The 26,440-nt window shown below is 58.1% G+C and carries 20 protein-coding genes and 1 tRNA gene; 16 read left to right on the forward strand and 5 right to left on the reverse strand.

From position 1 onward, the window contains the following. The first annotated feature begins 115 nt into the window (after nucleotides 1-115). Together J4721_RS11445 and J4721_RS11450 are read left to right on the forward strand one after the other, a co-directional pair. Nucleotides 116-1,078, forward strand: coding sequence for an acetyl-CoA carboxylase carboxyltransferase subunit alpha (locus tag J4721_RS11445; RefSeq protein WP_211002719.1), 963 nt, complete (start codon nucleotides 116-118; stop codon nucleotides 1,076-1,078). A 156-nt stretch (nucleotides 1,079-1,234) separates the two neighbouring features. Beyond that, a complete protein-coding gene (locus tag J4721_RS11450) occupies nucleotides 1,235-2,137 on the forward strand; it encodes a DUF1206 domain-containing protein (protein ID WP_211002720.1) in 903 nt (300 codons plus the stop codon). A gap of 9 nt (nucleotides 2,138-2,146) precedes the next feature. Here J4721_RS11450 and J4721_RS11455 read toward each other — a convergent pair whose 3' ends face one another. Both J4721_RS11455 and J4721_RS11460 read right to left on the reverse strand, forming a co-directional pair. Beyond that, a complete protein-coding gene (locus J4721_RS11455) occupies nucleotides 2,147-2,815 on the reverse strand; it encodes a GntR family transcriptional regulator (RefSeq protein ID WP_014875932.1) in 669 nt (222 codons plus the stop codon). A gap of 77 nt (nucleotides 2,816-2,892) precedes the next feature. Then, on the reverse strand, nucleotides 2,893-3,585 hold the full coding sequence (locus J4721_RS11460; protein WP_044040840.1) for a M48 family metallopeptidase: 693 nt from the start codon (nucleotides 3,583-3,585) through the stop codon (nucleotides 2,893-2,895). Nucleotides 3,586-3,685: 100 nt separating this feature from the next. Between J4721_RS11460 and J4721_RS11465 the strand changes: the two genes are divergently transcribed. From J4721_RS11465 to J4721_RS11520, 12 genes are all read left to right on the forward strand, one after another. Then, nucleotides 3,686-4,012, forward strand: coding sequence for a TIGR02300 family protein (locus J4721_RS11465; RefSeq protein ID WP_014875934.1), 327 nt, complete (start codon nucleotides 3,686-3,688; stop codon nucleotides 4,010-4,012). 175 nt (nucleotides 4,013-4,187) lie between these two features. Beyond that, nucleotides 4,188-4,263: transfer RNA gene (locus J4721_RS11470), tRNA-Ala, on the forward strand. A 101-nt stretch (nucleotides 4,264-4,364) separates the two neighbouring features. Beyond that, nucleotides 4,365-6,179 carry a site-specific integrase gene (locus J4721_RS11475; protein WP_211003476.1) on the forward strand — a complete coding sequence of 605 codons (1,815 nt, stop codon included), beginning with the start codon at nucleotides 4,365-4,367 and terminating at the stop codon, nucleotides 6,177-6,179. Between the two features lie 635 nt (nucleotides 6,180-6,814). Continuing rightward, on the forward strand, nucleotides 6,815-8,083 hold the full coding sequence (locus tag J4721_RS11480; RefSeq protein ID WP_211002722.1) for a hypothetical protein: 1,269 nt from the start codon (nucleotides 6,815-6,817) through the stop codon (nucleotides 8,081-8,083). A 384-nt stretch (nucleotides 8,084-8,467) separates the two neighbouring features. Beyond that, entirely contained in the window at nucleotides 8,468-9,445 is a 978-nt protein-coding gene (locus tag J4721_RS11485) for a hypothetical protein (RefSeq protein WP_211002723.1), read from the forward strand. A gap of 104 nt (nucleotides 9,446-9,549) precedes the next feature. Beyond that, complete coding sequence (locus J4721_RS11490) at nucleotides 9,550-10,080, forward strand: peptidase M15 (protein ID WP_211002724.1); 531 nt, start codon at nucleotides 9,550-9,552, stop codon at nucleotides 10,078-10,080. A gap of 110 nt (nucleotides 10,081-10,190) precedes the next feature. Beyond that, nucleotides 10,191-10,754: a recombinase family protein gene (locus J4721_RS11495; RefSeq protein ID WP_211002725.1), complete on the forward strand. Its 564-nt coding sequence runs from the start codon at nucleotides 10,191-10,193 to the stop codon at nucleotides 10,752-10,754. A 57-nt stretch (nucleotides 10,755-10,811) separates the two neighbouring features. Then, on the forward strand, nucleotides 10,812-12,944 hold the full coding sequence (locus J4721_RS11500) for an N-6 DNA methylase (protein WP_211002726.1): 2,133 nt from the start codon (nucleotides 10,812-10,814) through the stop codon (nucleotides 12,942-12,944). Beyond that, a complete protein-coding gene (locus J4721_RS11505) occupies nucleotides 12,941-14,809 on the forward strand; it encodes a restriction endonuclease subunit S (RefSeq protein WP_211002727.1) in 1,869 nt (622 codons plus the stop codon). Before J4721_RS11500 ends, J4721_RS11505 begins: the two co-directional genes overlap by 4 nt. A gap of 35 nt (nucleotides 14,810-14,844) precedes the next feature. After that, nucleotides 14,845-15,576, forward strand: a complete 732-nt coding sequence (locus J4721_RS11510; protein ID WP_211002728.1) for a TIR domain-containing protein — start codon at nucleotides 14,845-14,847, stop codon at nucleotides 15,574-15,576. 4 nt (nucleotides 15,577-15,580) lie between these two features. After that, nucleotides 15,581-18,649, forward strand: coding sequence for a type I restriction endonuclease subunit R (locus tag J4721_RS11515; protein ID WP_211002729.1), 3,069 nt, complete (start codon nucleotides 15,581-15,583; stop codon nucleotides 18,647-18,649). 726 nt (nucleotides 18,650-19,375) lie between these two features. Next, nucleotides 19,376-22,255: a Hint domain-containing protein gene (locus J4721_RS11520; protein WP_211002730.1), complete on the forward strand. Its 2,880-nt coding sequence runs from the start codon at nucleotides 19,376-19,378 to the stop codon at nucleotides 22,253-22,255. Between the two features lie 331 nt (nucleotides 22,256-22,586). Here J4721_RS11520 and J4721_RS11525 read toward each other — a convergent pair whose 3' ends face one another. The 3 genes from J4721_RS11525 to J4721_RS11535 form a co-directional block, all read right to left on the reverse strand. Next, complete coding sequence (locus J4721_RS11525) at nucleotides 22,587-22,877, reverse strand: putative quinol monooxygenase (protein ID WP_014875936.1); 291 nt, start codon at nucleotides 22,875-22,877, stop codon at nucleotides 22,587-22,589. A 106-nt stretch (nucleotides 22,878-22,983) separates the two neighbouring features. Then, nucleotides 22,984-23,892 carry an AraC family transcriptional regulator gene (locus tag J4721_RS11530; protein ID WP_014875937.1) on the reverse strand — a complete coding sequence of 303 codons (909 nt, stop codon included), beginning with the start codon at nucleotides 23,890-23,892 and terminating at the stop codon, nucleotides 22,984-22,986. A 367-nt stretch (nucleotides 23,893-24,259) separates the two neighbouring features. After that, nucleotides 24,260-25,138 carry a LysR substrate-binding domain-containing protein gene (locus J4721_RS11535; protein ID WP_102859321.1) on the reverse strand — a complete coding sequence of 293 codons (879 nt, stop codon included), beginning with the start codon at nucleotides 25,136-25,138 and terminating at the stop codon, nucleotides 24,260-24,262. 98 nt (nucleotides 25,139-25,236) lie between these two features. On the opposite strand from J4721_RS11535, the gene J4721_RS11540 reads away from it, so the two are divergent. Then, the gene (locus J4721_RS11540; RefSeq protein ID WP_076617462.1) at nucleotides 25,237-25,941 is read left to right on the forward strand and encodes an SDR family oxidoreductase; all 705 of its coding nucleotides are present in this window, start codon (nucleotides 25,237-25,239) and stop codon (nucleotides 25,939-25,941) included. Continuing rightward, nucleotides 25,931-26,182, forward strand: a complete 252-nt coding sequence (locus tag J4721_RS11545) for a DUF6552 family protein (protein WP_014875940.1) — start codon at nucleotides 25,931-25,933, stop codon at nucleotides 26,180-26,182. The genes J4721_RS11540 and J4721_RS11545 overlap by 11 nt, the downstream gene beginning before the upstream one ends. Nucleotides 26,183-26,440: the final 258 nt, after the last annotated feature.

A 26,440-nucleotide genomic window follows, 5' to 3' on the forward strand; every position in this document is an offset into this window, starting at 1 on the left:
AACGTCCCTCTTCTGACCCGATTTGGATGCCATAGTAGCACTTCACAAATCTTGCTGAGTTGCATCCGTCGGCCCTTGGGGCCATATATCGGGCAAACCGCTCGAGTGAGACGACATGACCCAGTACATGGATTTTGAGAAACCGTTGGCCGAAATCGAAGGCAAAGCGGAAGAACTGCGCGCCCTGGCACGGGCAAATGAAGAGGCTGATCTGACCGATGAGGCCGCCGCCCTGGATGCGAAGGCGGCGCAGCTGCTGATCGATCTCTACAAGGATCTGACACCCTGGCGGAAATGTCAGGTGGCTCGTCATCCGGAGCGCCCCCATTGCCGCGACTATATCGACGCGCTGTTCACAGAATATACACCGCTGGCCGGCGATCGGAACTTTGCCGATGATCTGGCTGTGATGGGTGGGTTGGCCCGCTTCAACGATCAGCCTGTGATGGTGATCGGCCATGAGAAAGGCTCCAACACCAAGGCACGTATCGCCCATAACTTCGGCATGGCCCGTCCCGAAGGCTACCGCAAGGCAATCCGCCTGATGGAAATGGCCGGCCGGTTTGGTCTGCCCGTGGTGACATTGGTCGATACCGCAGGCGCCTACCCTGGCAAAGGGGCCGAAGAGCGTGGCCAGTCCGAGGCCATCGCCCGTTCAACCGAAATGTGCCTGAAAATCGGCGTACCGCTGATCTCCATCATCATTGGTGAGGGCGGCTCTGGCGGTGCTGTGGCCTTTGCCACTGCCAACCGTGTGGCGATGCTGGAACATTCCGTCTACTCCGTGATCAGCCCCGAAGGCTGCGCCTCGATCCTGTGGAAGGATGCCGAGAAAATGCGCGAGGCCGCAGAGGCCCTGCGCCTCACCGCCCAAAACCTCAAGGAGCTGGCGGTGGTGGACAAAATCATCCCCGAGCCGCTGGGCGGCGCCCATCGCAATGCCGAAGCCGCCTTCGAGGCGGTGCGCGGCGCACTGGCCGACATGCTGGCAGAGCTGGACGGCAAGGACGCCGCGGCCCTGATCAAGGACCGCCGCCAGAAGTTCCTGGACATCGGCTCCCAGGGGTTGGCGGCGTAACCTCGCACACAACATCCTGATCTGAATGCGAAACCCCGGCCTCTTGGCCGGGGTTTTTCTATTCGTGTCCCGTCAGTGAAGGTCCGCTTCGGAACAATTGACCGATTCTGCGCATTTGACTGGTAGATGCCCTTTCCCGGGGTCAGGAGCACTATCATGTCAGACCATCTAAAATCAGGGCTCGCAAATCGCGCCCTGCCCTCGCAGCAAACCCGCGATGAGATCCTGGACCAGATCAACCCGGATGACTTTTCCTGGGCAATACCCATCATGCGTGCAGGCTACGGTGGTCGGGCGCTGGTCTATCTGACGATTGCCGGCACATCTCTCTGGTCGATCTGGCAGGGAGGAGAGGCAAAGGGAACCACTGCGGCCTTGGAATGGCTGGACGGCGGATGGGGCACGATCGTTCTGCTATTCATCATTCTTGGGCTGGCGGCCTACGCACTCTGGCGTGTTGTCGACAGCATCTGGGATCTCGAAGCCTATGGCAGGGGCATGAAAGGGCTTGTCGCCCGCACAGCCATGATCGTGACAGGTCTCATTCATCTCGTCATGGCGGGCCTTGCCGTCACCGTTCTAATCGATCACCAATCTGAGGGCAGTTCCGGCGGCGGGACGCTTACTGAGCTTGCAGCGTCTTCAACTGGCACAATGCTTTTGGGCGCAGCAGGTCTTCTGACCCTAGGCGCAGCTGGCTACTACCTTCACAAAGCATGGGACGAAGGCTACCGGGTACACCTCAGGGCCAATCAGCTCACCCGACGCCTCAATACCCTGCTCAAAATGGGGGTCGCCGCGAACGGCGTTGTTATTGGCGTTATCGGAGCGCTGATCTTAAAGGCCGCCATCTCGGCCTCAGCCGAAAATCCAGACGGTATCGGCAGTGTCTTTGACTGGCTGCAGGAGCAGGTTTTTGGGCAGATCCTGGTCACGGCTCTCTGCCTCGGCCTTCTAGGCTTTGCCCTGTTCTGCTGGATAAATGCCATGTACCGCGTTGTGCCCAAGGCCAGCCAGAGCGGCACGGAGACCTTGGGCGATGCGCTTGGCGATAACTGACGACACGCCCTACCCCGCCAGCATCCGCAGCCCCTGCGTCACATCTGAACGCACTGCCAGTCGCAACCCCGGTTCATCCCCCGCCTTGAGCGCGGCAATGATCAACTTGTGATTCTGCGGCGGCTCGGTCCGCCGCAACCGGCCATAAAGCGCCCGCATCGTCGGCCCCAGCTGCAACCAGACGGTCTCCGCCATCGCCAGCATGGCCGGCGCCTGTGCCCGCAGATACAGCGTTCGGTGAAATTCCAGATTGGTGCGGAGATAACCGACAGCATCCCGCTTGGAGATCATCTCGGCAACATTGCTGTTGATGCTCTGCAACCGGTCGATCAGCGCGATATGCGCGCGCGGCAGGGCACGGCTGGCCAGCTCGACCTCAATCAACGCCCGCAAGGCTGCCAGTTCCTCAATCCGCTCGTTTGTCAGCTCCGGCGTAGAGACCCGCCCAGAAGACGACAGGAACAAGGCTCCTTCGGCCACCAGCCGCCGCACCGATTCGCGGGCGGGCGTCATCGACACATCAAACTCACGACCAATCCCCCGCAGCGTCAGCGCCTCCCCCGGTGCCATCTCACCGTGCATGATCCGGGTACGCAATGCGCGGTAGACACGGTCGTGGGCAGAGCCCGTGGGCGGCTCAACAGTCGGGCGAATGGGGTTGGATACAGGATCGGACATGGCGGTGTTGTGATCACAAATCCCGATCAGGTCAACCGGTACCACTCGCCGAACACAGGCCCGCCGCCCCGACACCGTCAGAAACGGTAGCGATGCAACTGATTGCCCTCGCGGCGCAGCCACTCTCTCGCGCCGTCGTAGTTGCCATATAGCTGCCGGACGGTGGCCCAGAACGCGGGCGAATGATTCATCTCCGCCAGATGGGCCACCTCATGCGCGGCGACATAGCGCAGCACCTCAGACGGTGCCAGGATCAATCGCCAGGAGTACATAAGCGCCCCGTCTGACGAACACGACCCCCAGCGCGATCGGGTATCCCGCAGGCTGATGCGGCTGTAGGGCCGTCCCAGCGCCGCTGCATAGTGATCAGAGGCGGCCGCCAGCCTATCGCGCGCCAGCTCCTGCAGATACCGTTGAATCCGGCGCCCGGGCTTTGCCCCGCTGGCGGCACCCGGTACCGTCAACTGGTCCAGGTCCAACAGCACTCTGCGTCCGCGCCCGGCAACCACATGCCGTGGCTGGCCATCAATCGGCAGCACGCAGCCATAATCCACGTCGATGCACTCGGGATGCTGTGCAAGGTGATCGCGAATCCAGCCTTCCTTTTCCCGCGCGAAATCCAGCGCTTCGCGATCCGGAACCCGTGATGGCAGCGTCAGCGTCACCCGACCATCCAGCCCAGAGATACGCAAACTGATCCGCCGCGCCCGCGCAGAGCGGCGCAGCGTCAGTGGAACCGGCGGGTCTCCGGGCAGGTGATGATCAGCCATGACGGCCTCCCCTTTTGGCAAAGGCTTTGACAGTACCCGGCGCATATGGCAAGGCACCTGAATCGTCGAACCGACTCAGCAGAAAATCAAGGGGATCCACATGCCCAATGAAGAATGGGGTGTAAAGCGCGTCTGCCCGACAACCGGCAAACGTTTTTACGACCTGAACAAGAACCCGATCGTCAGCCCCTACACCGGTGAGGTTGTCGAACTGAACAACGGCAAAAGCCGCATGATCGAAGCCGACGCCGAAGACGCGGCAAGCCGCAAGGCCAAGGAAAACACCGACGGTGATGACGCGGTGCTTGACGATGCAGATGATGTCGATCTGGATCTGGGCGACGACGTCCTGGATGACGATGATGACGAGGACAACGTCTCGCTCGACGAGATCGCCGACGTCGCGTCCGAAGACGACGAGTCCTAAGGCCACAAGGCCCTTGGGGGAGGTGCTGCCACCTCCCCCGGATACCGCCAAAGATAGCTGGAAAACCGGTATCGAAAAAATCTAGGACGATGGTGCATTTTCCGCTTGCGGCACGCGCCAGCCTCCCTTAAATCACCGACACACACCGCGAGACGGAAACGAAACGCGGCGGTTTGGGGCCTTAGCTCAGCTGGGAGAGCGCCTGCATGGCATGCAGGAGGTCAGCGGTTCGATCCCGCTAGGCTCCACCAAACACCTCCTAAACACTTGATGTTACAGGAGGGCATTGAAATCAAACAGCTTTATCTTCCCGAGTGGTACACATTGGTGGTACACACGAGGTGTGGAAGACTTGTCTGCATATCCCGGCCTAGTTCGAAAGCCGAGCGGTGTTTACGCCGTCCGAATGCGCATACCGCAAGACATTGCAGCGCTGATTGAGGGAGATCCATCGGTCTGGAAAGCTCTTGCCGTGAACCCGGGTGCACGGCTGAGTAAATGGCGAGATGCGCTGACCAGTAGAAAGCGCGGCCAGCCGCTCAGCGTGAAGAAGGAGTTCAAGCGGACGCTCAATGTGCGCAAACTCACCGATGCTAAGGCCCCCTACTTCGCGCTCCGCAACGAACTTGAGGCGGCGTTCCAAGTCATCCGTTCCACCTATAACCACGATCCGGTCACCGCGACTGAGCAAGACCTGACTGCACTTTCCGAAGCCTACTTTGCCCAGATCGAGGCTGATGCGGAACGCAACGCAACCGAGCTACTTGGTGATCCCGAGGCGCAGAGAGCGGCGCTACACAACACGCTGGAAGACATCGCTGTCATCCAGAACGGCGACACATCGGCCTTGGGGGCTTTCCAGCAGCGGGCAAAAGCGCTTCTCACGGAGCACGGCTTTGACTTGTCCAGTGACACACGCAGCACACTAACCAGTTTGCTGATGCGCCAAGCCCTCAGATCAGAACGCAGAAGCCTTGATCGCTATCGTGGCGACTTCACGCCGGACCTTGCGCCCAGCGCCGCCTTGGCCACACACTCTGTGGCGCATTCAGAATGCTGCGCCTGCCTGCGGGATACATTCGAGCAGTATCTGTCCGACAAGCGCAAGCTACGGCTCAAGTCCGTCGAATACCTCAAAGCCTTCGGTGAGATGATGAAGGACTTCTTCGGGCCGGACAAACCGATCCGGGACATCACACGGCAGGATGCGCGCGACTTCCTGCATATGTTGGAGCACCTTCCCCCCAATGCCGCCAAGCACTCTGAGTTCCGGCACATGACCGTTCCAGAGGCCAGCCGCGCCAATGAGATGGCTGGTGGCCAAACTATCGCACCCGCTACTTTGAACAAGCACTTCTCAAACTTCAGGGCCTTCTTGCAGTTCTGCGTGGTTGAGGAGATCGCTGACAAGAACGTGGCGCTCGGCCTTAAGGCCCAATCTGCCAACCCACCCAGCCTGAAGAAGCGTGGACCGTTTACCGATGCTGAGTTGAGCATGATCTTTGGCAAGGCGTATAAGGAAAACGCTAGCCCAGCGCGGACGCGCATGAGCTTCGATCCAGAAACCTTTCCTATGCACGCGCGCTACTGGGTGCCTTTGATTGCGCTCTTCTCCGGTATGCGACTGCAAGAGATTTGCCAGCTTGAGGTAGCCGCTATCGGAGAGCAGGACGGTATCCCCTTCATCTCGACAGAGTGGGACATTGCTGAAGAGACTGACCAGTTGGAAACCGGGCGCAGGAAGCACCTCAAGAATGACAACTCCGTGCGTCGTATCCCGATACACCCTGAGTTGGTAAGGTTGGGGCTTCTTGAGTTTCACCAACGGCGCAAAGCTGAAGGGCAGCACTATCTTTTCCCAGAACTACCGGCTCGCAGCGACGGCAAAGTCTCCCGCAATGTGGGCGACTGGTTTGGCAGGTACATTCGCGGCCTTGGCATCAGTGACCGCTCGAAGGTGTTTCACAGCTTTCGATACTGCTTTCGTGGGGCGATGTCTTATGCCAAGGCGAACCCGGATATCATTCGTCAAGTCGGTGGTTGGTCATCTAAGGATACTGCCGATCACTATGCGTCGAGCCTTGCGCTTAAGGCGGCTGCTAGCGAGGTTGCCAAGGTCAGATACGAGGGCCTGACGCTTGATCATTTGCGACAGCGTTCCGGTTAGTTTCCTGCGCCCACTTAGTTGGAGAGGGATAGACAACCTACGCTGGTGGCGGCTTGATGTCATGACCTCATGATGAGCTATGGAGAACCACTTGGGAAGGGCTGGACCTCAGCCACTTCTAAGCCGATGGGGCAAGGCTCGACACTCAGACAGGGGCTGTTTGGAAAGCTCTAAGGCCATTGCCACCATGTGGCGATTGTGCTACAGTCGTTATCAACGCGCAGAGGTCAGCCCTCGTTCAGATATGGCACCAGTCAGAAGCTACCTATAGCTCACCACCCGGCCTTCTTAACCACCCCAGATTTACACTTCTGCTACCAACAATACTGCTATAGACGTCTCCCTCTATTTGACAGCACGATACAAGTCAGCGCCGACACCGCCAAACAAGACAGGGTGCGCGTCAAATAGAGGGAGACTGGACCTTCCACGACATAGCAGGCGAGGCTTTTCACGCGGCCACGCAAATCGCTCAAGAAGAGCATGCGATCCCCGGCAACCAAAACTTAGCTGCCCGACGTATCTTCAACACCCCGCGCGACTATGGGTATCGAAGCAGGTCCGTTCAATTCACTAAGCGACCGATCAATGATCAGGACGGTCCACTGTACGGCTTACCTCTCGCCAGAGGCACATTGGATTTTTCAGACCAGAGCCGCGTGGGACGCACCCCCTTTCCTGAAATCGAACTGCAGAGGCTAAGGCACGAAAGAGAAGAGTACCTCCAGCGGCGAAGCGAGGCACTTCAGGCCGGGCAAGAATTTGAAGAGCCAGCGCCATATGATCCCGATGACTTCGAACCGACGCCTTATCACATCTCCGCGCAGCTAACCCTTAACCCTACGCGGATGATCAACCATCAGTACCTGCGGGACGCCGCTTCCCAAAGAAATGAACCGGGGTTCACCTATCCCGAGATAATGCTACTCACCTCCCGGCGCGGCGTGGCTGACGGCAACCACGAAGGCGAGTTCACCCTCGCCAATCATGACAACGTCATCATCGACGTGCGACGTCACCTCATGTCCCAGCCGCCCCACTACAGGCACCTGCGCGACAATTACTTTCGTGCATGGCTGGAATTCTTCGATCAGCGCCTGCGAGCGCAGTTGGAAGATCCTGACATGCCGAACCAGTTCGCCTTCCTGCCGCGCTTCAGCTTGCAAAGCGTCGAGAACTATCATGAGTTCCAGTGCGACAACCCATTGCAGACGATAGAAAGCCTGCGCCCATACATCCGCACCCTGAGCCAGAACATGAGAAACCTGCGCATCAGCGACTGGTCCCAAAGCGACTACATCCAAGGCAACGAAATCGGTTATAGGGTGGATCTGGCACGAGGTCTTGAGCTGGTCATCTATGCGAAGACTAACAAACGTATCCGAGTGGAGGCCCGCACCGCGCTTGATGAGCGCCTGAACGACCGGAACTTCCCCTTCACGGCACAGACCACATCAGACCTTGAGGGTATGATCGCCCTGATGGAGGCCATTGCTGAAGATGCAACCACCCACGTGAACAGCGCGTTGGACATGTTGCGCCCGGGCCTTCCCGGTGGGACTACGCACGTCGAACAGTCACCGCCTTACGAATTGGTTCGGGAGATTATGCGGGCCGTGAATGATGAACACCGCGACCTAGCCAACACAGCGGAGAACAGACGCCGAATAGCCACTGCACAGCAGATGCTTATTAGCCTCATCGTGAGACGTAATGGAGCTGCACCAATGCCACAGGAGCGGCTTCGCAAGGCTGTCGCTCTACTGCAAAGGCGTCGAGTACTCCTAGCCCCCAACAGTGGCCATGTCCGCACTCTTGCCCCGAAATATCGGCGTGCCAGAGAGGTGCTTCTTGCTGAGGTGCACGGTGGCGAAGGCGTTTCAGAGCAGGATACTAATGCATAGCTCAGCCGTTTAGCGTGTCTCCGATGTCAGCCCCCTAGAACGCAATTGGTACGCACCGCAGCAAGGCTACCGCGACGCCCCTGTGCATGCCTCGAAATCACCTGTCAGCTATGCCCCATTCTCCTTGAGTTAGGCTCTGGCACAGGGTAAAATGTTGGCAGGGCTACGTAAAACGGCGTGACCTCGGGGCTTAGTAACCCCTCCAAGCGCGGTCTGGCATGACCGGAAAAATGCCTCCTCAACCTTTATGGTCGGGGAGGCTGCGGCGTATACAATAGGGCCTTGGCCCGAAGGCCGTAGCGGCTGTCGCTTGGCGGCTTACTAACTCCCCGGTCACCAGAGGCGCTCTGGTGACCGTTTCTTTGGAACATTGGGAGTTTAGACGTGAACGTCATTACTACTATTCTATCTCTAGCTATTCTTGCCTCCTCCATCGCCGTATTGGTCGGGCTGGTCATGCTTCTATTCAGAAGCCGTCGCAGGAAGGGAGCGTGGCTGGCCACAGGTTCAGCTTTCAGCGCCCTTGTGTGTACCGCTGCTCTGGGCGGGGTATTGGGCGAGGGGTTGGCTGACGCGAGCAGCGGCAAAGCATCAGCACCGCTCGCTCTGGAGAGTGCCACCGACCGCGTAGAAACAGCTTCGGCTGCGACAGCGCCGAGTTCCGATGGGCAGGCCATCACGACAGCCTCTCAACTTCGCAACAACGCCGAAGCAATCGCGCGGTGGTGCGAGATGAAGGCGGCACAACGCACCTTATCTCAACAGCGTGATGCCGAGCTGGACGCTAACCTTGGTGAAAAAGCCCGCAAAGAAATCACGGGGCGATATGACGCGTTACAGCGGGATCTAACGGTGAACCTCGCGTCTCAGCTAGGGATCAAGGAATGGGAGCTCAACAAGCTTTCCATGAGTGCCCCTTGGCCTACCTACTGTCGAGCAAATAGCAAGGGCTGGGCTGTGGTCGCACCAGAACTTGCGGCGGCGACCTCTCGATCTGATGCAAAGGAAGCCCTCGCGGCCCTGCGTGGGTTTTATGAAATGAACCTCAAGGGCAACAGGTCGTCTTACTTTGACAACAGCCGATATGCCGCCGTGACATGCAGACGCAAAGCTGTTGACGGCCTGCATCTTGTGGGCTGCATTCTTCAGTCGTTCTCCAACCCTTCCAGTTGGGATGTGTTTGTCGTGGGCAGGCTTCAGAATGGGCAACTGGCAGTCGCCCCCATCGACGGAGAGGCATCTGACCACATTACTAGCGTAGGTGATCTGAAATCCTTTCAAGCCCCCTACGCTCCGGAAGCGCGCCTTGCCGAGTTCGCAGGCCAGGTTGATCAGTCAGCAGTCGATGAGCTGTTTGACTGACCTCGCTCGAAAATGAACCCGGGTGCAAGGGGCGCGGACTGCTTGCGCGCATCGAACCGCACCAGCAACACTGCTCTTTGCACCCTCTCGACTTGAGGTCTGACATGAAATCAACCTTCTGGGAGTTGGAAAGGCTCGGACGCATCAAGCTGTCCAAGCACTTCACGTTCCGCCAGTTCCTCCACTCTGAAATCGCTGCGGCCTATGGCGTCGTCAACATGCCCGATGACGCTGAACTGGCTATCGAGGTGGGGCGCGGGCTATGCGCCAATGTGCTGGAACCCATCGTGTCTGAGTTCGGTCCGATCATCGTGCGCTCCGGCTTTCGCTCCGCCAGTCTGAATGCGCTGGGGCACAGGCTGGGCCTCAAATGCGCAAGCAACGAAAAGAACTATGCCGCCCATATCTGGGACCACCGAGACGCTGACGGAAACGCGGGTGCATCAGCCTGTATCATCGTTCCTGCTTTCAACGAGGGGCATACGGACCATGATGGGTGGCAAGACCTTGCAGACCATCTGATAGCCTCTCTACCCTGCACAGAGCCCAAGCGGTTCAAGAACGACAACGCGTTCAACATCGGCTGGAAACAACCGCCCAGCGCCCGCGCGCAGACCCTTCCCGGTTCTCTATAGGGCGGGGTTATCAGAGACAGACCGCGCCGCCTGAAACCTGTCTCTATGAAGTGGTTTTTCAAAGAGAGACGCCTTTCTCTCCAACTCTAGATGCTATTGGGAGGTTCACCATGCAGGTAGGTTACGCACGCACATCAACCGCCGATCAGGTCGCTGGGTTTGAAGCCCAGAAGCGTGACCTCATCCAAGCTGGGTGCGAGGAGGTGTTCAGTGAACAAGTCTCGTCCGTCGCCCAACGCGCGGAACTGGAGAACGTGCTGAAGTTTGTGCGGCGCAGAGACACGCTGGTCGTCACCAAGCTGGACCGCCTTGCTCGGTCTACCCAGCACCTACTCAAGATCGTTGATGAGCTGGAAGCCAAGGGTGTTGCCCTCCGCATTCTCGATTTTGGTGGCGCTGAGGTCGACACCAAATCCCCAAGCGGCAAACTGATGCTCACAATGTTCGCCGCGATGGCGCAGTTTGAACGCGAGATGATGTTAGAACGCCAACGGGAAGGCATCGCCAAGGCCAAATCAGCAGGGCGGTACAAAGGTCGAGCACCTGTCCCGAAAACCAAGATCAAACAGGCTATCGCTTTGAAATCAGAAGGCGCTACTCCCCCTGAGATTGCGAAAGAGCTTTCACTAGGTCGTTCGACCGTTTATCGCTTGCTGAACAAGCATACTGATTGAACCCCGGTGCAGAACTAGCACTTCCACAACCGGGGCAATACTACGGGGCGGAGATTTGTGAACGTTCAGCAGCATAAGAAACTTACAGACGACATTTGGGAAATTGCCAAGCGCCTACGCGGCCCCTACCGTCCCCCGCAATACCGTCTTGTCATGTTACCCATGGTGGTTCTGCGCCGTCTCGACTGTGTGCTTGCGGACAGTATCGACCGGGTTCATGCCGAATACACCCGCCTCAGGGCAGCGGGCACACCCGAAAAGGCGATGGAACGGATGCTGGCGCGGGTTGCTGACCCTGACCGCAAGCAGCCCCTCTACAACACCAGCAAATACACCTTCGCCCGCTTGACCGCCGACGCTGAGAACATCGCACCAAACCTCGTGGCCTATATCAACGGGTTCTCCCCCACGGCCCGCGCGATCTTCGAGAAGTTCAACTTCGCTGAACAAATCCAGAAGCTCGACGACAGCAACCGCCTGTTCCATATCGTTCAGCAGATGGCGACCGTGCCCCTGCACCCTGACGAGGTGGACAACCTCCAGATGGGCTACCTGTTTGAACATCTGGTGATGAAATTCAACGAACAGGCCAACGAGGAGGCCGGGGACCACTTCACGCCCCGTGAGGTGATCGAGCTGATGGCGAACCTCGTCTACACGGGCGAACAGGACGTTTATAAACCCGGCATCTACCGCACGATCTATGACCCGACCTGCGGCACGGGCGGGATGCTGTCGATCTCGGAACAGCACATCCGGGCTGGCAACGACGCGGCAAACCTCGCGCTCTACGGTCAGGAATACAATGATGAGAGCTGGGCGATCTGCTGCTCGGACATGCTCATCAAGGACGAAGAAACCGACAACATCATCCTTGGCGACACGCTGGGCGACGGCAAGACGGGCGACGGCTTCGAGGGGCACCAGTTCCACTACATGATGGCGAACCCGCCTTTTGGGGTGGACTGGAAGGACCAGAAGAAGGTCGTAGAGAAGGAGCACAAAACGCTGGGCTTCAACGGGCGCTTTGGCGCGGGCACGCCCGACATCGACGATGGGTCATTGCTGTTCCTCCAGCATATGATTTCCAAGATGCACCCCAGCCCGGACGACCAAGACAACCCCGGCGACGGGTCCAAGATCGCGGTGGTCTTCAACGGCTCGCCCCTGTTCTCCGGCAGCGCAGGGGGTGGTCCGTCGAGCATCCGGCGCTGGATCATCGAAAACGACTGGCTGGACGCCATCATCGGCCTGCCGGATCAGCTCTTCTACAACACCGGCATCTACACCTATGTCTGGATGGTCACGAACCGCAAACCACCCGAGCGGCGCGGCAAGGTGCAGCTGATCGACGGCACCTTGTTTGCCGAGCGGATGGACAAGAGCCTGAACAACAAGCGTCACCGCATCACCGATGCCCAGATCGCCGATCTGACCCGTATCTATGGCAACTACCGCGACGGCGAACAGGCCGAGGTGGTGGTGAACAAGAAGACGGGCGAGAAGGAAAGCCGCACGGTCTCGCGCATCTTCAAGAACCATGAGTTCGGCTTCCTGCGCATCGTCGTGGAACGCCCCCTGCGCATGAACTTCCAGACGACGCCGGAACGGATCGCGCGGCTGGACGACCTTGACCCCGACAAGCACCCGGTCGCGGATATGCGGGCGGTGGTCGAGGCGATAGACGCTGATCGCCTCTACATGGACCTTGCCGAGTTTGACGCCGATGTGGTTGCCACCGCCGCCGATCTGGACATCAAGCTGGGCAAGGGCGTGCGCAAGACCCTGTGGCTGACCATCGGCGACAAGGATCAAAAGGCCGAGCCGTGCGTCTGGGTGGGCAACCGCCCCGAACCCGATGCCGAGCTGCGCGATACCGAGAACGTGCCGCTACCCGACGACACCCGGTTCCCCCTGCCGATGCAATTCGGCCCGGACCCGCAGAACAAGCTGAATGGCGAGGTAGTCACACTGATGACCCCGGCCATTGATGCTTACATGAAGGCCGAAGTGCTGCCCCATGTGCCTGATGCCTGGGTGGACTACAAAAAGACCAAGGTCGGCTATGAAATCCCGTTCAACCGGCATTTCTACGTCTACAAGCCCCCGCGCGAGCTGGATGAGATTGAAGGCGAGATTGAGACACTGGAAGGCGAGATCGCCAAGCTTCTGGAAGGGCTGGTGTCTTGAGTGCGTTTGCCGGAAATCTTAAGCGGTTTGCACAGGTCCGAAATGGGACGACGCCCGCAAGCGGCGACCCGGACTACTGGAGTGGCGATGTTTTGTGGGCTACGCCTGAGGACTTGGGAAAACTATCGGGGACGACAATCGACAGCACAAGACGAACCGTCACAGAGTTAGCTGTCACAGAGGTCAATCTAAGTCGCGTGCCAGCGGGCTCGTTGCTCTTGTCCACTCGCGCACCCATTGGTCATATGGGGATCGCGGGCAAGGCAATGGTCTTCAATCAAGGCTGTCGTTCGATTGTGCCTGGCCCTAACTTAGACAGCCACTTTTGCTACTATCTACTAGCTTCAAGGGTAGATGAGCTGAATGCTCGGGCCAATGGTACGACTTTCAAAGAACTGGCTCGGGATCAGCTCGCAGCACTTCCTGTTTCCCTTCCCGACCTCGACACCCAACGGCGGATTGCGGGGTATCTGGATGACAAGACGGCGCGGATTGATGTGCTGATCGCGAAGAAACGGGCGCTGCTGGACCGCCTGGTCGAGAAACGCCAAACCCTCATCACCCGTGCCGTCACACGTGGCCTCAACCCCGACGCCCCCCTGAAAGACAGCGGCATAGACTGGCTCGGCAAGGTTCCGGCGCATTGGGAGGTGAAGCCAGTCAAGCGCGTTGCCAAGCTGCAAAGTGGGCACACCCCCGACAAGCAGCAGGACGAGTACTGGAACGGAGAAATCCCGTGGGTGTCGCTGAACGACACCGCAGCCATTCGCAGTGGCGACTATATCGAGGAGACGGCTTTCAGCATCACGACAGAAGGCATCGCCAACTCGTCGGCCCGTCTGCTTCCTGCCCGTGCAGTTGTCTTCACTCGGGACGCGACTATCGGCGAGGCCGCGATCACGACGCGCCCTATGGCAGTCTCACAGCACATTATTGCATGGCTCTGTTCCGAAGAGGTGCTCGCTCCCGAGTTCCTGCTCTTCGTGATTTACGGAATGCGGGGTGAGCTGATGAGGATCACGAACGGCACGACCATCGGAACCATTGGGATGGGCGATGTGAAGACCATCCGCATTGCACTCCCGCCTCACGACGAGCAGACCGACATCATTGCCTATGTCAGCGAGCGAAAAGCACGGGCCGAGCACGTGATGCGGCGCGTTGAAGCTTCCATTGAGAAGTTGGTTGAATACCGCGCTGCCCTCGTAACCGCCGCCGTGACAGGAAAGATCAAGGCGCTGCTCACTGAGGATGCACCCAAGTCCGCCAAGAAGGAAGCCCCCACCGCCTTCAAGCGTTCGGTGCTGGCCGCCTATATCGCCGACACGCTCTGTGACCAACCCACCTTTGGCCGGGTGAAGTTCCAGAAGCTCTTGCACCTGTGCGAAGCGCATCTGGAAATTAAGGAGGTCGCGGGCAACTACCACCGCGATGCCGCTGGTCCGTTTGACACGCAGATGATGCGCTCGGTCCATTCCCAGATCGACAAGCAGGGCTGGATCGCGCCGGTGAAGGGCGACAAGGGCTGGACCTATGCCCGAGGCGAGAAAGTAGACAGCTATCGCGATCACTTCGACCGCTACTTCGGCAACCGCAAGGAGGCGCTAGAAGACCTGCTCGCCCTGATCGCGCCGATGAAGACCCAACAGGCTGAAATCGTCTCGACCGCTTTCGCTGCGTGGAACGATCTGCTGCTGGAGGGCAAGACGCCAAGTGATGATGAGATTGTGAACCTGATCCTGAACGACTGGACCGAGAGCAAACGCCAGATCAGCTCCGACCGCTGGCATGGCGCCCTCGCATGGATGCGCGAAAAGGGCCTCACCCCACGCGGGCTGGGTGAGCATACGAAGAGAAAGAGTTAAGGCGCGTGGCGCTTCAGTATTGATGGAGGGATTAGATGGCTGACGTATTTCACGATGGGATTGACGCTCTGATGGCACGGGTTGCCGCCAGTGGCATCATTGGTGAATGGACCGAAGAGGCGGGCGGCACAAAGCATGTTTTTCGGTCCCGTGAACGCGGGGTTTTGAACTACTGGCCCAACAAAGGGACCGTGCAGTATCAGGGTAAACCCGAGGCGCAGGCTCCCTTGAAGGCAGTGCTTGCGGGTGATGCACCTGCCGCCGCCGCTCCGAAAGTTGCTGCTGCGGTTAAAGATGAGCGAACCAAGATTTTCGTGGTGCATGGCCACGACAGGCACACGCTTGACCAACTGGAACTGATCCTGCGCCGTCTTGGGCTTGATCCCTTCATCCTGCAAAACAATGACGGCGGCGGGAATACCATCATTGAGGCGCTGGAGCAGCAGATTTACAAAGAAGCGGCATTCGGGATCGTCCTGATGACGCCTGACGACTACGGTTATGCCAAAGCCAAGGGGGACGAGGCGACGCAACCCCGTGCTCGTCAGAACGTCATTCTTGAGATGGGTATGGTGCTGGCCTCGCTTGGCAGGGACCGCATGGCGATCCTAAAGAAAGGTGCTTTGGAGCATCCGAGCGATGTCGATGGAGTTCTGCGCTTGGACTTCAATGATGAGGTTCGTGAAGTTGCAGTTCGGCTTGCAACCCGGATGAAAAAGGCAGGCATCGAGATCGACGACGCCCTAATCGCGGGCTGCGGGGTCTGATGATATGGCAGGGCACACCGAGACCCATTTTGAGAAGGCGATTGAACACGGGCTGACCTCGCAGGGGGGATACGCTCGCCGGTCGCCTGCCGACTTCGATGAGGACTTGTGCCTGTTTCCTGCCGATGTAGTCGGGTTTCTCAAGGACACGCAGCCCCAGAAATGGGATCAGCTCGAAGCCCTGTTGAAGGGGCAGACCGAGGATCAGGTGCTGTCCGACCTCACCAAGGAACTGACGACCAAGGGCACGCTTCACGTCCTGCGTCACGGGTTCCGCTGCTATGGCAAGACACTGCGGTTGGCATACTTCCAACCCAACACGGGTATGAACCCTGAGACGACCGCGCTTTATGCCAAGAACCAACTGACGATCACGCGGCAGGTCGCCTTCACCTCGGTCAAGAAAGCCCCCGGCGGCAAGTCCAAGCGGTGCATCCTGGACGTGACGCTTGCCGTGAACGGTCTGCCGGTCGCCACTGCCGAACTGAAGAACCCTTTGACCGGCCAGCGGGCGGTGGATGCCAAGAAGCAGTATGAGCGCGACCGCGACGAACGCGACCTGATGTTCAAGTTCAAGGAACGCGCCCTTGTCCACTTCGCCGTGGACCCTGACGAGGTGTGGATGACCACGCGCCTCAAGGGGGGCGAGACGTTCTTCCTGCCGTTCAATAAAGGGCACAACCGGGGCGCGGGCAATCCGCCTGTAGAGGGGAACTGGAAGACCGCCTACCTATGGGATGAGGTTTTGGCGCGGGATAGCCTCTTGGACATCCTGCAACGCTTCATGCACTTGGAGGTGAAGGAGAAGAAGGTCGCCACCGACCGGGGTCCGAAGACCGTTCGTAAGGAAACGATGATTTTCCCCAGGTATCACCAGCTTGATGCAGTGCGGAAGCTGGTGGCCCATGCCAAAGAGCATGGAGCAGGCCGCAACTATCTCGTGCAGCACTCGGCGGGGTCGGGCAAGTCGAACAGCATTGCGTGGCTGGCACACCGGCTGGCGGGCCTGCATGACGCGGTTGATGCGAAGATTTTCCATTCGGTGATCGTGGTGACGGATCGCCTTGTTCTGGATCAGCAGTTGCAGAACACGATCTACCAGTTCGAGCATAAGACCGGGGTTGTCGAGAAGATCGACGAGAACACCCAGCAGCTTGCACGTGCGATCTCGAATGGCGTCCCGATCATTATTTCCACGATCCAGAAGTTTCCGTTCATCGCTCAGGCGCTACGGACGTTGGAGGACAAGGGCGAAGAGCTGACGCTAACCACAGCAGGCAAGCGTTACGCGGTGATCGTGGACGAGGCTCATTCGTCGCAGACTGGTGAAACAGCATCAGCCCTGCGGGGGATGTTGAACAAGGACGGTATCGAGGCGGCAATTGCTGCCCAGCTTTCAGATGTGGAAGACGAGAACCTGACGGATGACGCAAAATGGGCGATCCTGCGGGACACGCTGCGGCGTGGGAAGCAACCGAACCTGAGTTTCTTCGCCTTCACGGCCACACCCAAGTTCAAGACCAAGGCGATGTTCGATGAGCCGGGGCCGGATGGTCTGTCGCCATTCCACGAGTACACGATGAAGCAGGCCGTCGAAGAGAGCTTCATCATGGATGTCCTCAAGCACTATACGACCTACAAACGGTTCTTTGGGCTGGTGAAGCAGATCGAGAACGATCCACAGGTTCCGAAGCGGGCAGCCGCGAAGGCCTTGACACAGTTTCTCACGCTGCACCCTCACAACATTGAGCAGGTTGTCACGATCATTGTCGAGCATTTCCGTTCGAACGTGATGCACGAGATTGGCGGACGGGCAAAAGCGATGGTTGTGGCCGGCTCTCGACTAGAGGCCGTGCGCTACAAACTCGCCTTTGATCGCTATCTTGAGGAGCGCGGTTACAAGGGGATCAAGTCTCTCGTGGCCTTCTCGGGCACCGTCGAAGACCCCGGCATCCCCGAAAGCGCCTATACCGAAGTTGGAATGAACAATGGGCTGCCGGAAGCAGAGCTGCCCGAGACATTCGACAGCGATGAGTATCGCGTACTCTTGGTCGCCGACAAGTATCAGACCGGGTTCGATCAGCCGCTGCTGCAAACGATGTATGTGGTGAAACGGTTGGCGGGGGTGCAGGCTGTTCAAACACTGTCGCGGTTGAACCGCATGGCACCGGGCAAGTCTCGGACCTTTGTTCTCGACTTCGCAAATGAGGAAGACGACATCTTCAAGGCGTTTAAGCCGTACTACGAGGACACGCCTACCGGCGAGAACGTAGACCCGCAGCGCCTGAACGAGCTACAGCACCGACTGTTGGAGTGGGCGATTTTCACGCCAGAGGATGTCAGCGCCTTTTCTGTCGTCTGGTATGGCAAGAAGAAGGATCACACCGCATCCGACCATCGGACGATGAACGCTATTCTGGATCGCGCGGTTGACGCTTTTCAGGATCGTGAGGAAGAAGAGCGTGAAGAGTTCAGGGGGCAGATCATCGCGTTCCGCAACCTCTACGCCTTCCTGTCGCAGATCATCCCTTATCAGGATAGCGAGCTTGAGCAGTTCTATACCTTCTGCCGCAACCTGATCTCCAAGCTGCCCCCTCCGGGAGATGGGTCGTCATTCACTTTGGATGACGAAGTTGCGTTGAAGTACTTCCGCATCCAGCAGATGACACAGGGATCAATCGACCTTGATGATGGCGAGACCGACCCGCTGAAAGGGCCGACAGATGTGGGTTCGGGTGGGCGGAAAGATGAGGAGGTGGGGCTGCGAGACCTTGTGGAGAGGCTGAACGAGCGGTTCGGAACCAGCTTTACCCGTGCGGATCAGCTATTCTTCGAACAGATCCGTGAGAGTGCCGAAAGCGATAACCGCATTGTCGAAGCTGCGCTTGCCAACAAGTACGACAACTTCTCGTCCTATCTCGAACGGATGTTGGATGAACTGTTCATAGACCGCATGGATGGCAATGAAGAGGTGTTCTCGAAAGTAATGAGCGACCAACCGTTTCGAGCCGCAGTCCACAAGGGTCTTGCACGAGAACTATACGAGCGGATCAGGGCCGGTCGTCGTCATTGATTTGCTAGCGGGGCAACCATCGCAAATACTGGAGCTTGCCTGTCCCCACATACCAAAAACTGACACCGCTTGGTCAGATCAATATCCTAACCTTGGGTGACTAAGGTAGTACACATGGGTACACCTGCCCAATATTAAAATTTAATACTTACAAATGCTTATGACTTCAAATCACAAATCCCTCCTCCGCTACCAGACGCTGCTCCGTTGCAGAAGCCTTGCCTGCGCGAGATCACGTGAGCGAAAGTGGGCTTTTCAGGGGACCACACACGTGGTACACAATTGGCTGTAGCACTCAGCATTAGCCATTGATTTTGAATGATAAGTGGTGGCGGCAGTCAGCTCCCGCTAGGCTCCACCAAACACTCATAAAATTTCCAGCATCGTAGCACTATCTCCCGAAGATGCCTGTGATCACTGAGAGCGTCTTTTGACATAGGCTGCCCCTTGAGCCGCCAGACTGCAGCTTCGGTTGCGAGCTTACGGCGAAATCTGGCCAGCGGCTCAACGCCTATCCTTCTCAGCCTGTAGAGCAAACACCGGACTTCGCATCCCGTTTTGCGATGCCTGCTGTACCGCTGCGCAACACGCAGCCTTGCTGATTTACGCTTTTTTATCGCGAAACGCTTAAGCTTCCGCTGATGTATGTCCCCACCATCGACCATGCAGCGCGTGCTTACTGGTCAACACGACAGTTGTATAAATTGATTAAGGATTGATACCCCCATGCCCCGTCCAAGTTGGCTCGAAGATCTCCTCGCGACCCTGAAAGGTGGTAAGGGTAAGGATAAAATGGGTGGCACCAAGGGTGACGACACCATGGACGCCGGCGAAGGCGACGATACGGTTGCGGGTGAGGAAGGACACGACGTCATTGATGCTGGCGAAGGCGATGACATTGTTTATGGCGACATGGGGGATGGCTTCGAGCAGGGTGTGCAGGCCTCTCCCCTGACCCTTGATATCAACAATATGCACAGCGTGTCCCATGACGGTGGCACAGGCTCCGTCGGCAACTACGCGGTGTTCAGCAATGTCGCCACGCTTGAGGACGGCACCAGCATTTCTGGAAAATTGATTCTGGTCGAAAAATCCAATGCCAATATGTCGGTGGAATTTGGCTATACGAACGGTGCCGAAATCCTGCTGGATGGGGACCAGCCCGGCGATCAGGCCAAATTCCGGCTGGAGTTCTTCGATCCAGCCACCGGCGAGACAGTCTATCTCAACTCCACAGCGACCTTCAATGACATCGACGACAACAGCTATTCCGGCGACGCCGAGGCGGTGATCATTGATGGCAACAGCTTCACATCTTTCGGCGTTTCCTCCGATTCCTCGCTAACGACGGACGTTAATGGAAACGTGGTCAAGGCCACCGGTTCCGAGCTTAACGACTACACCGACCAGGATTCCTGGTTCTCCGCCTCATTCGAGGACAGATCGTCAATTGAGTTCACCTTGCAAACCCGTGCAGGCCTGGCTGGTTTCACCCTGTCTGGTGATGTTCTGGACGATCCGGTGACCACAATCATCGAGCAGGGTGACGATACTGTCATGGGCGGCGAAGGCAATGACGTGGTTTACGGTCAGGGCGGGAACGACTCACTGCTAGGGGAAGAAGGCGACGATAGCCTGGATGGTGGTGACGGCGATGACGTCATAGAGGGTGGTGTGGGTGCCGATACCCTGATGGGTGGCAGCGGTGGTGATACCCTCTCTGGTGGTGACGGCGACGACTACATCGAAGGGGGCGAAGGTGACGACCAGCTTTCGACCGGTATTGGCAACGACACGCTTCTCGGCGGTGAGGGCAATGACACGCTAAACAACTCTGCCGGCGATGACAGTCTTGTCGGCGGGGTCGGCAACGACAGTATTGTTGCGACAGACGGCTTTGACACGCTGGAAGGCGGCGATGGCGACGACACGATGTACGGCGGCAATGACGATGACCTGCTGCTGGGTGGCGCCGACAACGACCTGATGTACGGCGAAACGGGCAACGACAGCCTGGATGGGGGCGATGGCAACGATGTCATGGATGGCGGGGTTGGCAACGATACCCTGATGGGTGGCCTTGGGGCCGATACCATCGCAGGTGGCGATGGTGACGATTACATTGACGGCGGCGACGGCGACGACAGTCTGACCACCGGGCTTGGCAATGACACGCTCATCGGTGGGGCCGGTAACGACACGCTGCGCAACTCGGCGGGCGATGACAGCCTTGTCGGCGGTACCGGTGATGACAGCATTGTCGCCACCGATGGCAATGACACGCTGGAAGGCGGCGATGGCGCGGACACCATGTACGGCGGCAACGACGATGACCTTCTGGTCGGCGGCGCCGGCGATGACAAGATGTATGGCGAAGCGGATGCTGATACCTTCCAGATGTCGGATGGCTTTGGCAATGACACCATCTCTGGCGGTGAGGCCGGCAATGACTCCGACCATATCGACATGTCGAATGTCACCAGCAGTGTCAGCGTTACGTATTCCGGATTTGAGGCCGGCCAGATCACCGATGGGGCCGACACGATCTCTTTCAGCGAGATTGAACAGCTGACGCTGACCGATCAGGCGGATGTGGTTGATGCCTCTGCTGATAACGCCGGGGTGAATATCGATGCCGGTGCTGGCGATGATACGATCACATTCGGTGAAGGCGACGATTCCATCACAGGTGGGGCCGGCGATGATGACCTGCTTCTGACGGAGGGCGGCGGTGTCGATACCGTCAGCGACTTCGATCTGAACGATGACGATGGCAACGGGTTTTATAATGACCAGCTGGATGTCTCTGACCTGGCCGGCGGCAGCGGGACCGGCGGCGCCGTGCTGACCGGCGATGTCGCCGTGGCCGACGACGGGTTCGGCAACGCGCTCCTGACCTTCCCCGGCGGGGAGCAACTGGTGCTTCAGGGGGTCACCCCCGCACAGATGAGCAGTCACAACCAGCTCTACGCGGCGGGCATTCCCTGCTTTACGCCTGACGTGCAGCTGGCCACACGCCGGGGCGCTGTCCCGGCCGGTCAAATCCGTGTCGGGGATCTGCTGCAAACCGCAGACAATGGGTTTCAGCCAGTGATCTGGGTTGGCAAGCGGTCTCTGAGCGTGGCGGACTTGGAAAAGCGCCCGCAGTTGCGCCCCTATTGCCTGCGCCCGGGCGGGGTGCTGTCACCGGACCGGCCGATGTTGCTGTCCCCGCAACACCGCCTGATCGTCAATGACCGCTGCCTGATGCCGGAACAACCGCGTGACGAAAGCTTTGTTTCCGCAAAACTCCTTGCTGAGATGGACGAGGATTTTGTCGCACAGGTAATGCACCGGGCTCCAGTCACCTATGTCCACCTGATGACTGAGCAACACGAGGTCATTTTTGCAGAAGGCATCGCGACCGAAACCTTCTGGCCCGGCCCGGAGGCGATCCGCGGCCTGTCGGCAGATGACCTGCGTGAGCTGCTGACGCTGTTCCCGGAGCTGGCAACAGTGCATGGGCTGTCAGGTGAGCCCGGCCGCCGTCAGGTCCGCAAGACCTACGGCGATCTCGCCCGCCGATCCCTCAGACGCCGCGACATTGCCGATCGCCACGCCGCGTAACGCCCCTTGTCGCGCAAAAGCCCCACGGCGCTGTGAGGACCCCGCCCACGAGCGGCAGGGCAAGCTGCACCAGGGCAAAACCCGCATCGTGGCCGTGGCAAATCTAGATCGCCCCCCGGAGGACATCGACTCGCAGACATCCCGGCGCGCCGCAAAGCGGTCGCCGAAGAAGCCGCTTCAGCCTCCGATACCCTGGTTTTGATCAGCAAAACGAGCTGAGAACCGAACGCAGGCGCGTCAGGCGCACCCCCAGCCCCTGCACGGCAAGCCAGCAGACAGGCGGCCATTGCAGCAATCACACTACGCCGGGAAAGGTGAAGTCGCGCAGCCATCATACCACAAGCCGTTCGTAGTAGGTGACCCTAGGCGGCCCTTCCATGAAGCCAAGCAGAGCTGCCATAACTCCGCGCTCCTCAATGAAGGCGAGATAGGCCTGATGGTGCTCACGGCTCAGCCATTCTTCGTGGAGGAGAAACGCCCGTGTTTGCCCATCGTAGTAAAGCGTAACACTCAACGCTCCGTCGAAGCCGCGCACGTTCGGCAAATTTTCTTCCAGAAACGTCGACAATGCATCAAACGCCCCGTCCTTTACGCGCATTTCAAGCGTGACCCAAATCGTCATGGATAGTCTCCTTCGTTGTGACAGGGGCAGTGTCACCGCAACCTGCACTTAGAGATAGAAAACCAGCCTCAAAAATCGGGTTTATTGGTCAGTTACACACACCGGATCAGGCCAGATGCAACCGGTGCTGCTTCGGCGTAAGATCGAACTGAGACTTATAGGCTTTGATGAAATGTGAGGTGTCGGAGAACCCTGCAGCAAGCGCGATATCGGCAATCGTATCTTTCCCCTCGATCACCCGGTCCCGGGCATGATCCAGCCGCGCACGCCGCAGCCAGACACTCGGAACCTCCCCAAAGGCACGCTTGAAGTCACGCTGAAATGTCGAGACCGAACGCCCAGAAAGCCTCGCATAATCCGCAACCGAAAGATCCGCAAGCGCATGCGCTCGCATAACCTGCTTTATATTGCGGCGGGCGCGTTGGGAGTTCTCATGTGCCAGAAATCGCCATAGCTGCCCCTGACGATCGTGCAGATCCAGCAGCAACAGCAGCTCCAACAGTTTCGACTTCACAAGTGCAGGGGAGGCCTGCAGGCGGCCATATACCCGGGGCAGCGCACCGACATATTCGCGCAGCGACGGCGACCCCGAAAACAGGGCGGTCTTGCTGCGCGGTGCGGTTGTCACACCACATGAGGTGGCCGCGAGAAACTCCGTGATCACAGCATCGCTGAAAAAGAATAGAACCGCCTCAAGCGGTCCCGTTTCACTTGAGAACTCAGACACCATGTGGTGATGCCGCGGCACCAACAGCGTGTCACCCGGTGCCACAGCCGTCTCTTCCCCATCCGCGTCGAAAAAAGTTTCACGCCCCCGCAGCACATACGCAAGACAGGGCACATTGGAGAAAAACTCAGTCCCAAAGGCATCTTGATACAGCAGCTTATGAAAAATCCCGGCCTGACCATTGGTCATGATAGCCTCTGCCCCGGCGAAGCTGTGAAGCCCCTCAGGAAGCAGCAGGATCTTGTCCTCGGCGGCAGCGTAGGTCTTAGCCCCATGCCCACTGACCATCACATGCCCCCCCATAGTTTTTCCGAACCTACAAGGACCTGTATGCGCCCTCAATTGGCCCCGGGGCGGCAAAACAGCGCGAATATCTGATCCTCCAAACATCCTTGACGCTGAAAGTAATGGCGCTGCCCTCCACCTCCGCCCCCGGTAGACCGGGCCGTGTCCTCAGCTGCACCTGCAGGAGCGCATCGTCCGTCGAATGGCATCGCCTTGCCGCTCCTACGTTCGCCGCGTCACAGATCAACGGGGCCGCGGCGCCTGAGGCACAGGAAAGCAGTCTATGCAAAGATGCTTCTGTCGGCTTCGACCAGGACCATGGCGCCAGTCGTCTTGATCAATTGACTGACTTTTTGAACTTCTAAGGCCGTCAGAGCGCAGCGGCGGAACGCGCTTTGATCCAGGTCAGGACATCCACCACCGGTGTATTGTTTTTTGCGGTGCGCGGCATGAGGACGTAGAAGTCATTTCCGCCTGCTTCCCAAGCCTCACCAACCTCAACCAAGCGACCGATTTCGAGATCATCAGCCACCAAAAAGCGGCTCACCAAGGCTACGCCTTGGCCAGCAATAGCGGCATCCACCGCAAGTGATGTCTGGCTCAGGCGAAGACCACGAGGCGACTGGTCTGGCACATCCAAATGCGCAAGATAGCTTGGCCAGAGGTCATGCGCGTCATGGATCTTCGGCAGTTTTGACAGTGTTTCTGGTTCAAACGAATGTGGTGCATCGCGAGTAATCGATGGCGCTGCTACAGCGATCAGCGTTTGCTTGAACAGCAATGTTACGTCCAATGATGCACCAAATGGCGGCGACCCTTGGCGCACCGCAAGGTCTATCCCGTCGCTCTGGAAGCTGGAAACTTTCTCGGTGGCCATAATTCGCAAATCGATATTGGGATGTGCTGCCGTGAAGTCTGGTAAATTAGGGATCAGCCATTTCGCGGCAAAGGTCGGGGTGACACTGATCAGCACTTTATTTGGCTCAGGCTTCAGCTCAGCAGTTGCGGATCGAAGGTCAGCGAACACGTCGGCGACCCGATTGTGGAAGCTGCGCCCAACCGACGTGAACGCCAGACCCTTCGGCACACGTTCAAACAAAACCACACCAAGATGCGCTTCGAGCTGTCGCACCTGCTGTGCAACGGCCCCCTGTGTGACACCCAATTCATCTGCTGCAGCTCGGAAACTTAGGCGGCGACCTGCTGCATCAAAAGCGCGCAAACTATTGAGAGGGGGAAGTTCAGCCATCTAACAATAGTATATCTACTGCCAAGTAACATCAATTCTCAATCCAAAATCTAAAAAACATTGATATTATAGAGATCAAGCATGAAAGGGTGATCGAAATGCCAGTAGAAAAAGTAGCTCTGATTACAGCAGGTGGTAGCGGCATGGGTGCGGACGCAGCCCGCAGGTTGGCGAAAGACGGGTTCAAAGTCGGTATCCTGTCGTCATCTGGCAAGGGTGAGGCACTCGGCGGTGAACTCGGCGGCTTTGGTGTGACTGGTTCCAATCTTGACCCAGATGCGTTGAACGCCTTGGTTGCGGGTGCCACGGATCGTTGGGGCCGTATTGATGTCCTGGTCAACTCAGCGGGTCACGGACCAAAGGGATCGGTTCTTGAGATCAGTGACGACGATTGGCATCAAGGAATGGAATTCTACCTGATGAACGTGATCCGCCCGACAAGGCTGGTCACTCCAGTGATGCAAGCACAAGGCAGCGGGACGATCATCAACATCTCGACCTTTGCGGCATTCGAACCCGACTCACTTTTCCCAACGTCTGGCGTCTTTCGGGCCGGGCTCGCCGCATTTACAAAGCTCTACTCGGATAAATACGCACCCGAGAATATCCGCATGAACAACGTCCTTCCCGGGTTCATTGACAGCCTGCCCGAAACCGAAGATCGCAAAGCGCGTATTCCTATGGGCCGCTACGGCTCCGCGTCGGAGGTTTCGTCACTGATTTCATGGCTCGCTTCCGACGAGGGTGGCTACATGACTGGCCAAAACCTGCGCATAGATGGCGGCCTGACCCGTGCCGTCTGATATCATTGCCCGCGAAACATCGCGTGAGCGTCTTATCTTGGCGGTTAAATGGGGCGCTTCCGCTGTTCAGATCATGGGATACACTGCAACAGGGTTCGGCTGGACACCCTGGAACCTCTACCTTTTCATTGTAGGTGTGGTCGGATGGTTCGCTGTGGGCGCTCTGTGGAATGACAAGGCGTTAATGCTGGTCCACCTCGTCGCGCTTGGCGCAATGATTGCTGGTATGACAAACAGCTGAAACGAAAGCGCCGCCATTCGTGACAAACACAGCTTCGGTGGCTTTGGGCGCATTCCCGGCTTCAGAGGCAGCATAGTATTTTGTGATAGAGGGCTTCTACCAACGTCGGGTTGCCGATATTGGAGCGCATGGCAGATCGGATCTCTACAATCACGACTTGCCAAAGAGATGCCGTGAAGCCCTTGCCAGGCGGAAACGAATAAAACCTTCCAATCTGTCAAAGCTCTTCAACGACAAAGGTTTAATCGCTTTCCGGCA

This window comes from Phaeobacter sp. HS011 (genome assembly GCF_018101215.1).
Classification (GTDB): domain Bacteria; phylum Pseudomonadota; class Alphaproteobacteria; order Rhodobacterales; family Rhodobacteraceae; genus Phaeobacter; species Phaeobacter inhibens.

Bases quoted from the DNA above. Each gene is read 5' to 3' on its own strand.
- J4721_RS11510 (WP_211002728.1), top strand. From the start codon at position 14,845: ATGGCTGACGTATTTCACGATGGGATTGACGCTCTGATGGCACGGGTT.
- J4721_RS11445 (WP_211002719.1), top strand. From the start codon at position 116: ATGACCCAGTACATGGATTTTGAGAAACCGTTGGCCGAAATCGAAGGC.
- J4721_RS11460 (WP_044040840.1), bottom strand. From the start codon at position 3,585: ATGGCTGATCATCACCTGCCCGGAGACCCGCCGGTTCCACTGACGCTG.
- J4721_RS11530 (WP_014875937.1), bottom strand. From the start codon at position 23,892: ATGGTCAGTGGGCATGGGGCTAAGACCTACGCTGCCGCCGAGGACAAG.
- J4721_RS11465 (WP_014875934.1), top strand. From the start codon at position 3,686: ATGCCCAATGAAGAATGGGGTGTAAAGCGCGTCTGCCCGACAACCGGC.
- J4721_RS11455 (WP_014875932.1), bottom strand. From the start codon at position 2,815: ATGTCCGATCCTGTATCCAACCCCATTCGCCCGACTGTTGAGCCGCCC.
- J4721_RS11450 (WP_211002720.1), top strand. From the start codon at position 1,235: ATGTCAGACCATCTAAAATCAGGGCTCGCAAATCGCGCCCTGCCCTCG.
- J4721_RS11535 (WP_102859321.1), bottom strand. From the start codon at position 25,138: ATGGCTGAACTTCCCCCTCTCAATAGTTTGCGCGCTTTTGATGCAGCA.
- J4721_RS11540 (WP_076617462.1), top strand. From the start codon at position 25,237: ATGCCAGTAGAAAAAGTAGCTCTGATTACAGCAGGTGGTAGCGGCATG.
- J4721_RS11490 (WP_211002724.1), top strand. From the start codon at position 9,550: ATGAAATCAACCTTCTGGGAGTTGGAAAGGCTCGGACGCATCAAGCTG.
- J4721_RS11515 (WP_211002729.1), top strand. From the start codon at position 15,581: ATGGCAGGGCACACCGAGACCCATTTTGAGAAGGCGATTGAACACGGG.
- J4721_RS11520 (WP_211002730.1), top strand. From the start codon at position 19,376: ATGCCCCGTCCAAGTTGGCTCGAAGATCTCCTCGCGACCCTGAAAGGT.
- J4721_RS11495 (WP_211002725.1), top strand. From the start codon at position 10,191: ATGCAGGTAGGTTACGCACGCACATCAACCGCCGATCAGGTCGCTGGG.
- J4721_RS11525 (WP_014875936.1), bottom strand. From the start codon at position 22,877: ATGACGATTTGGGTCACGCTTGAAATGCGCGTAAAGGACGGGGCGTTT.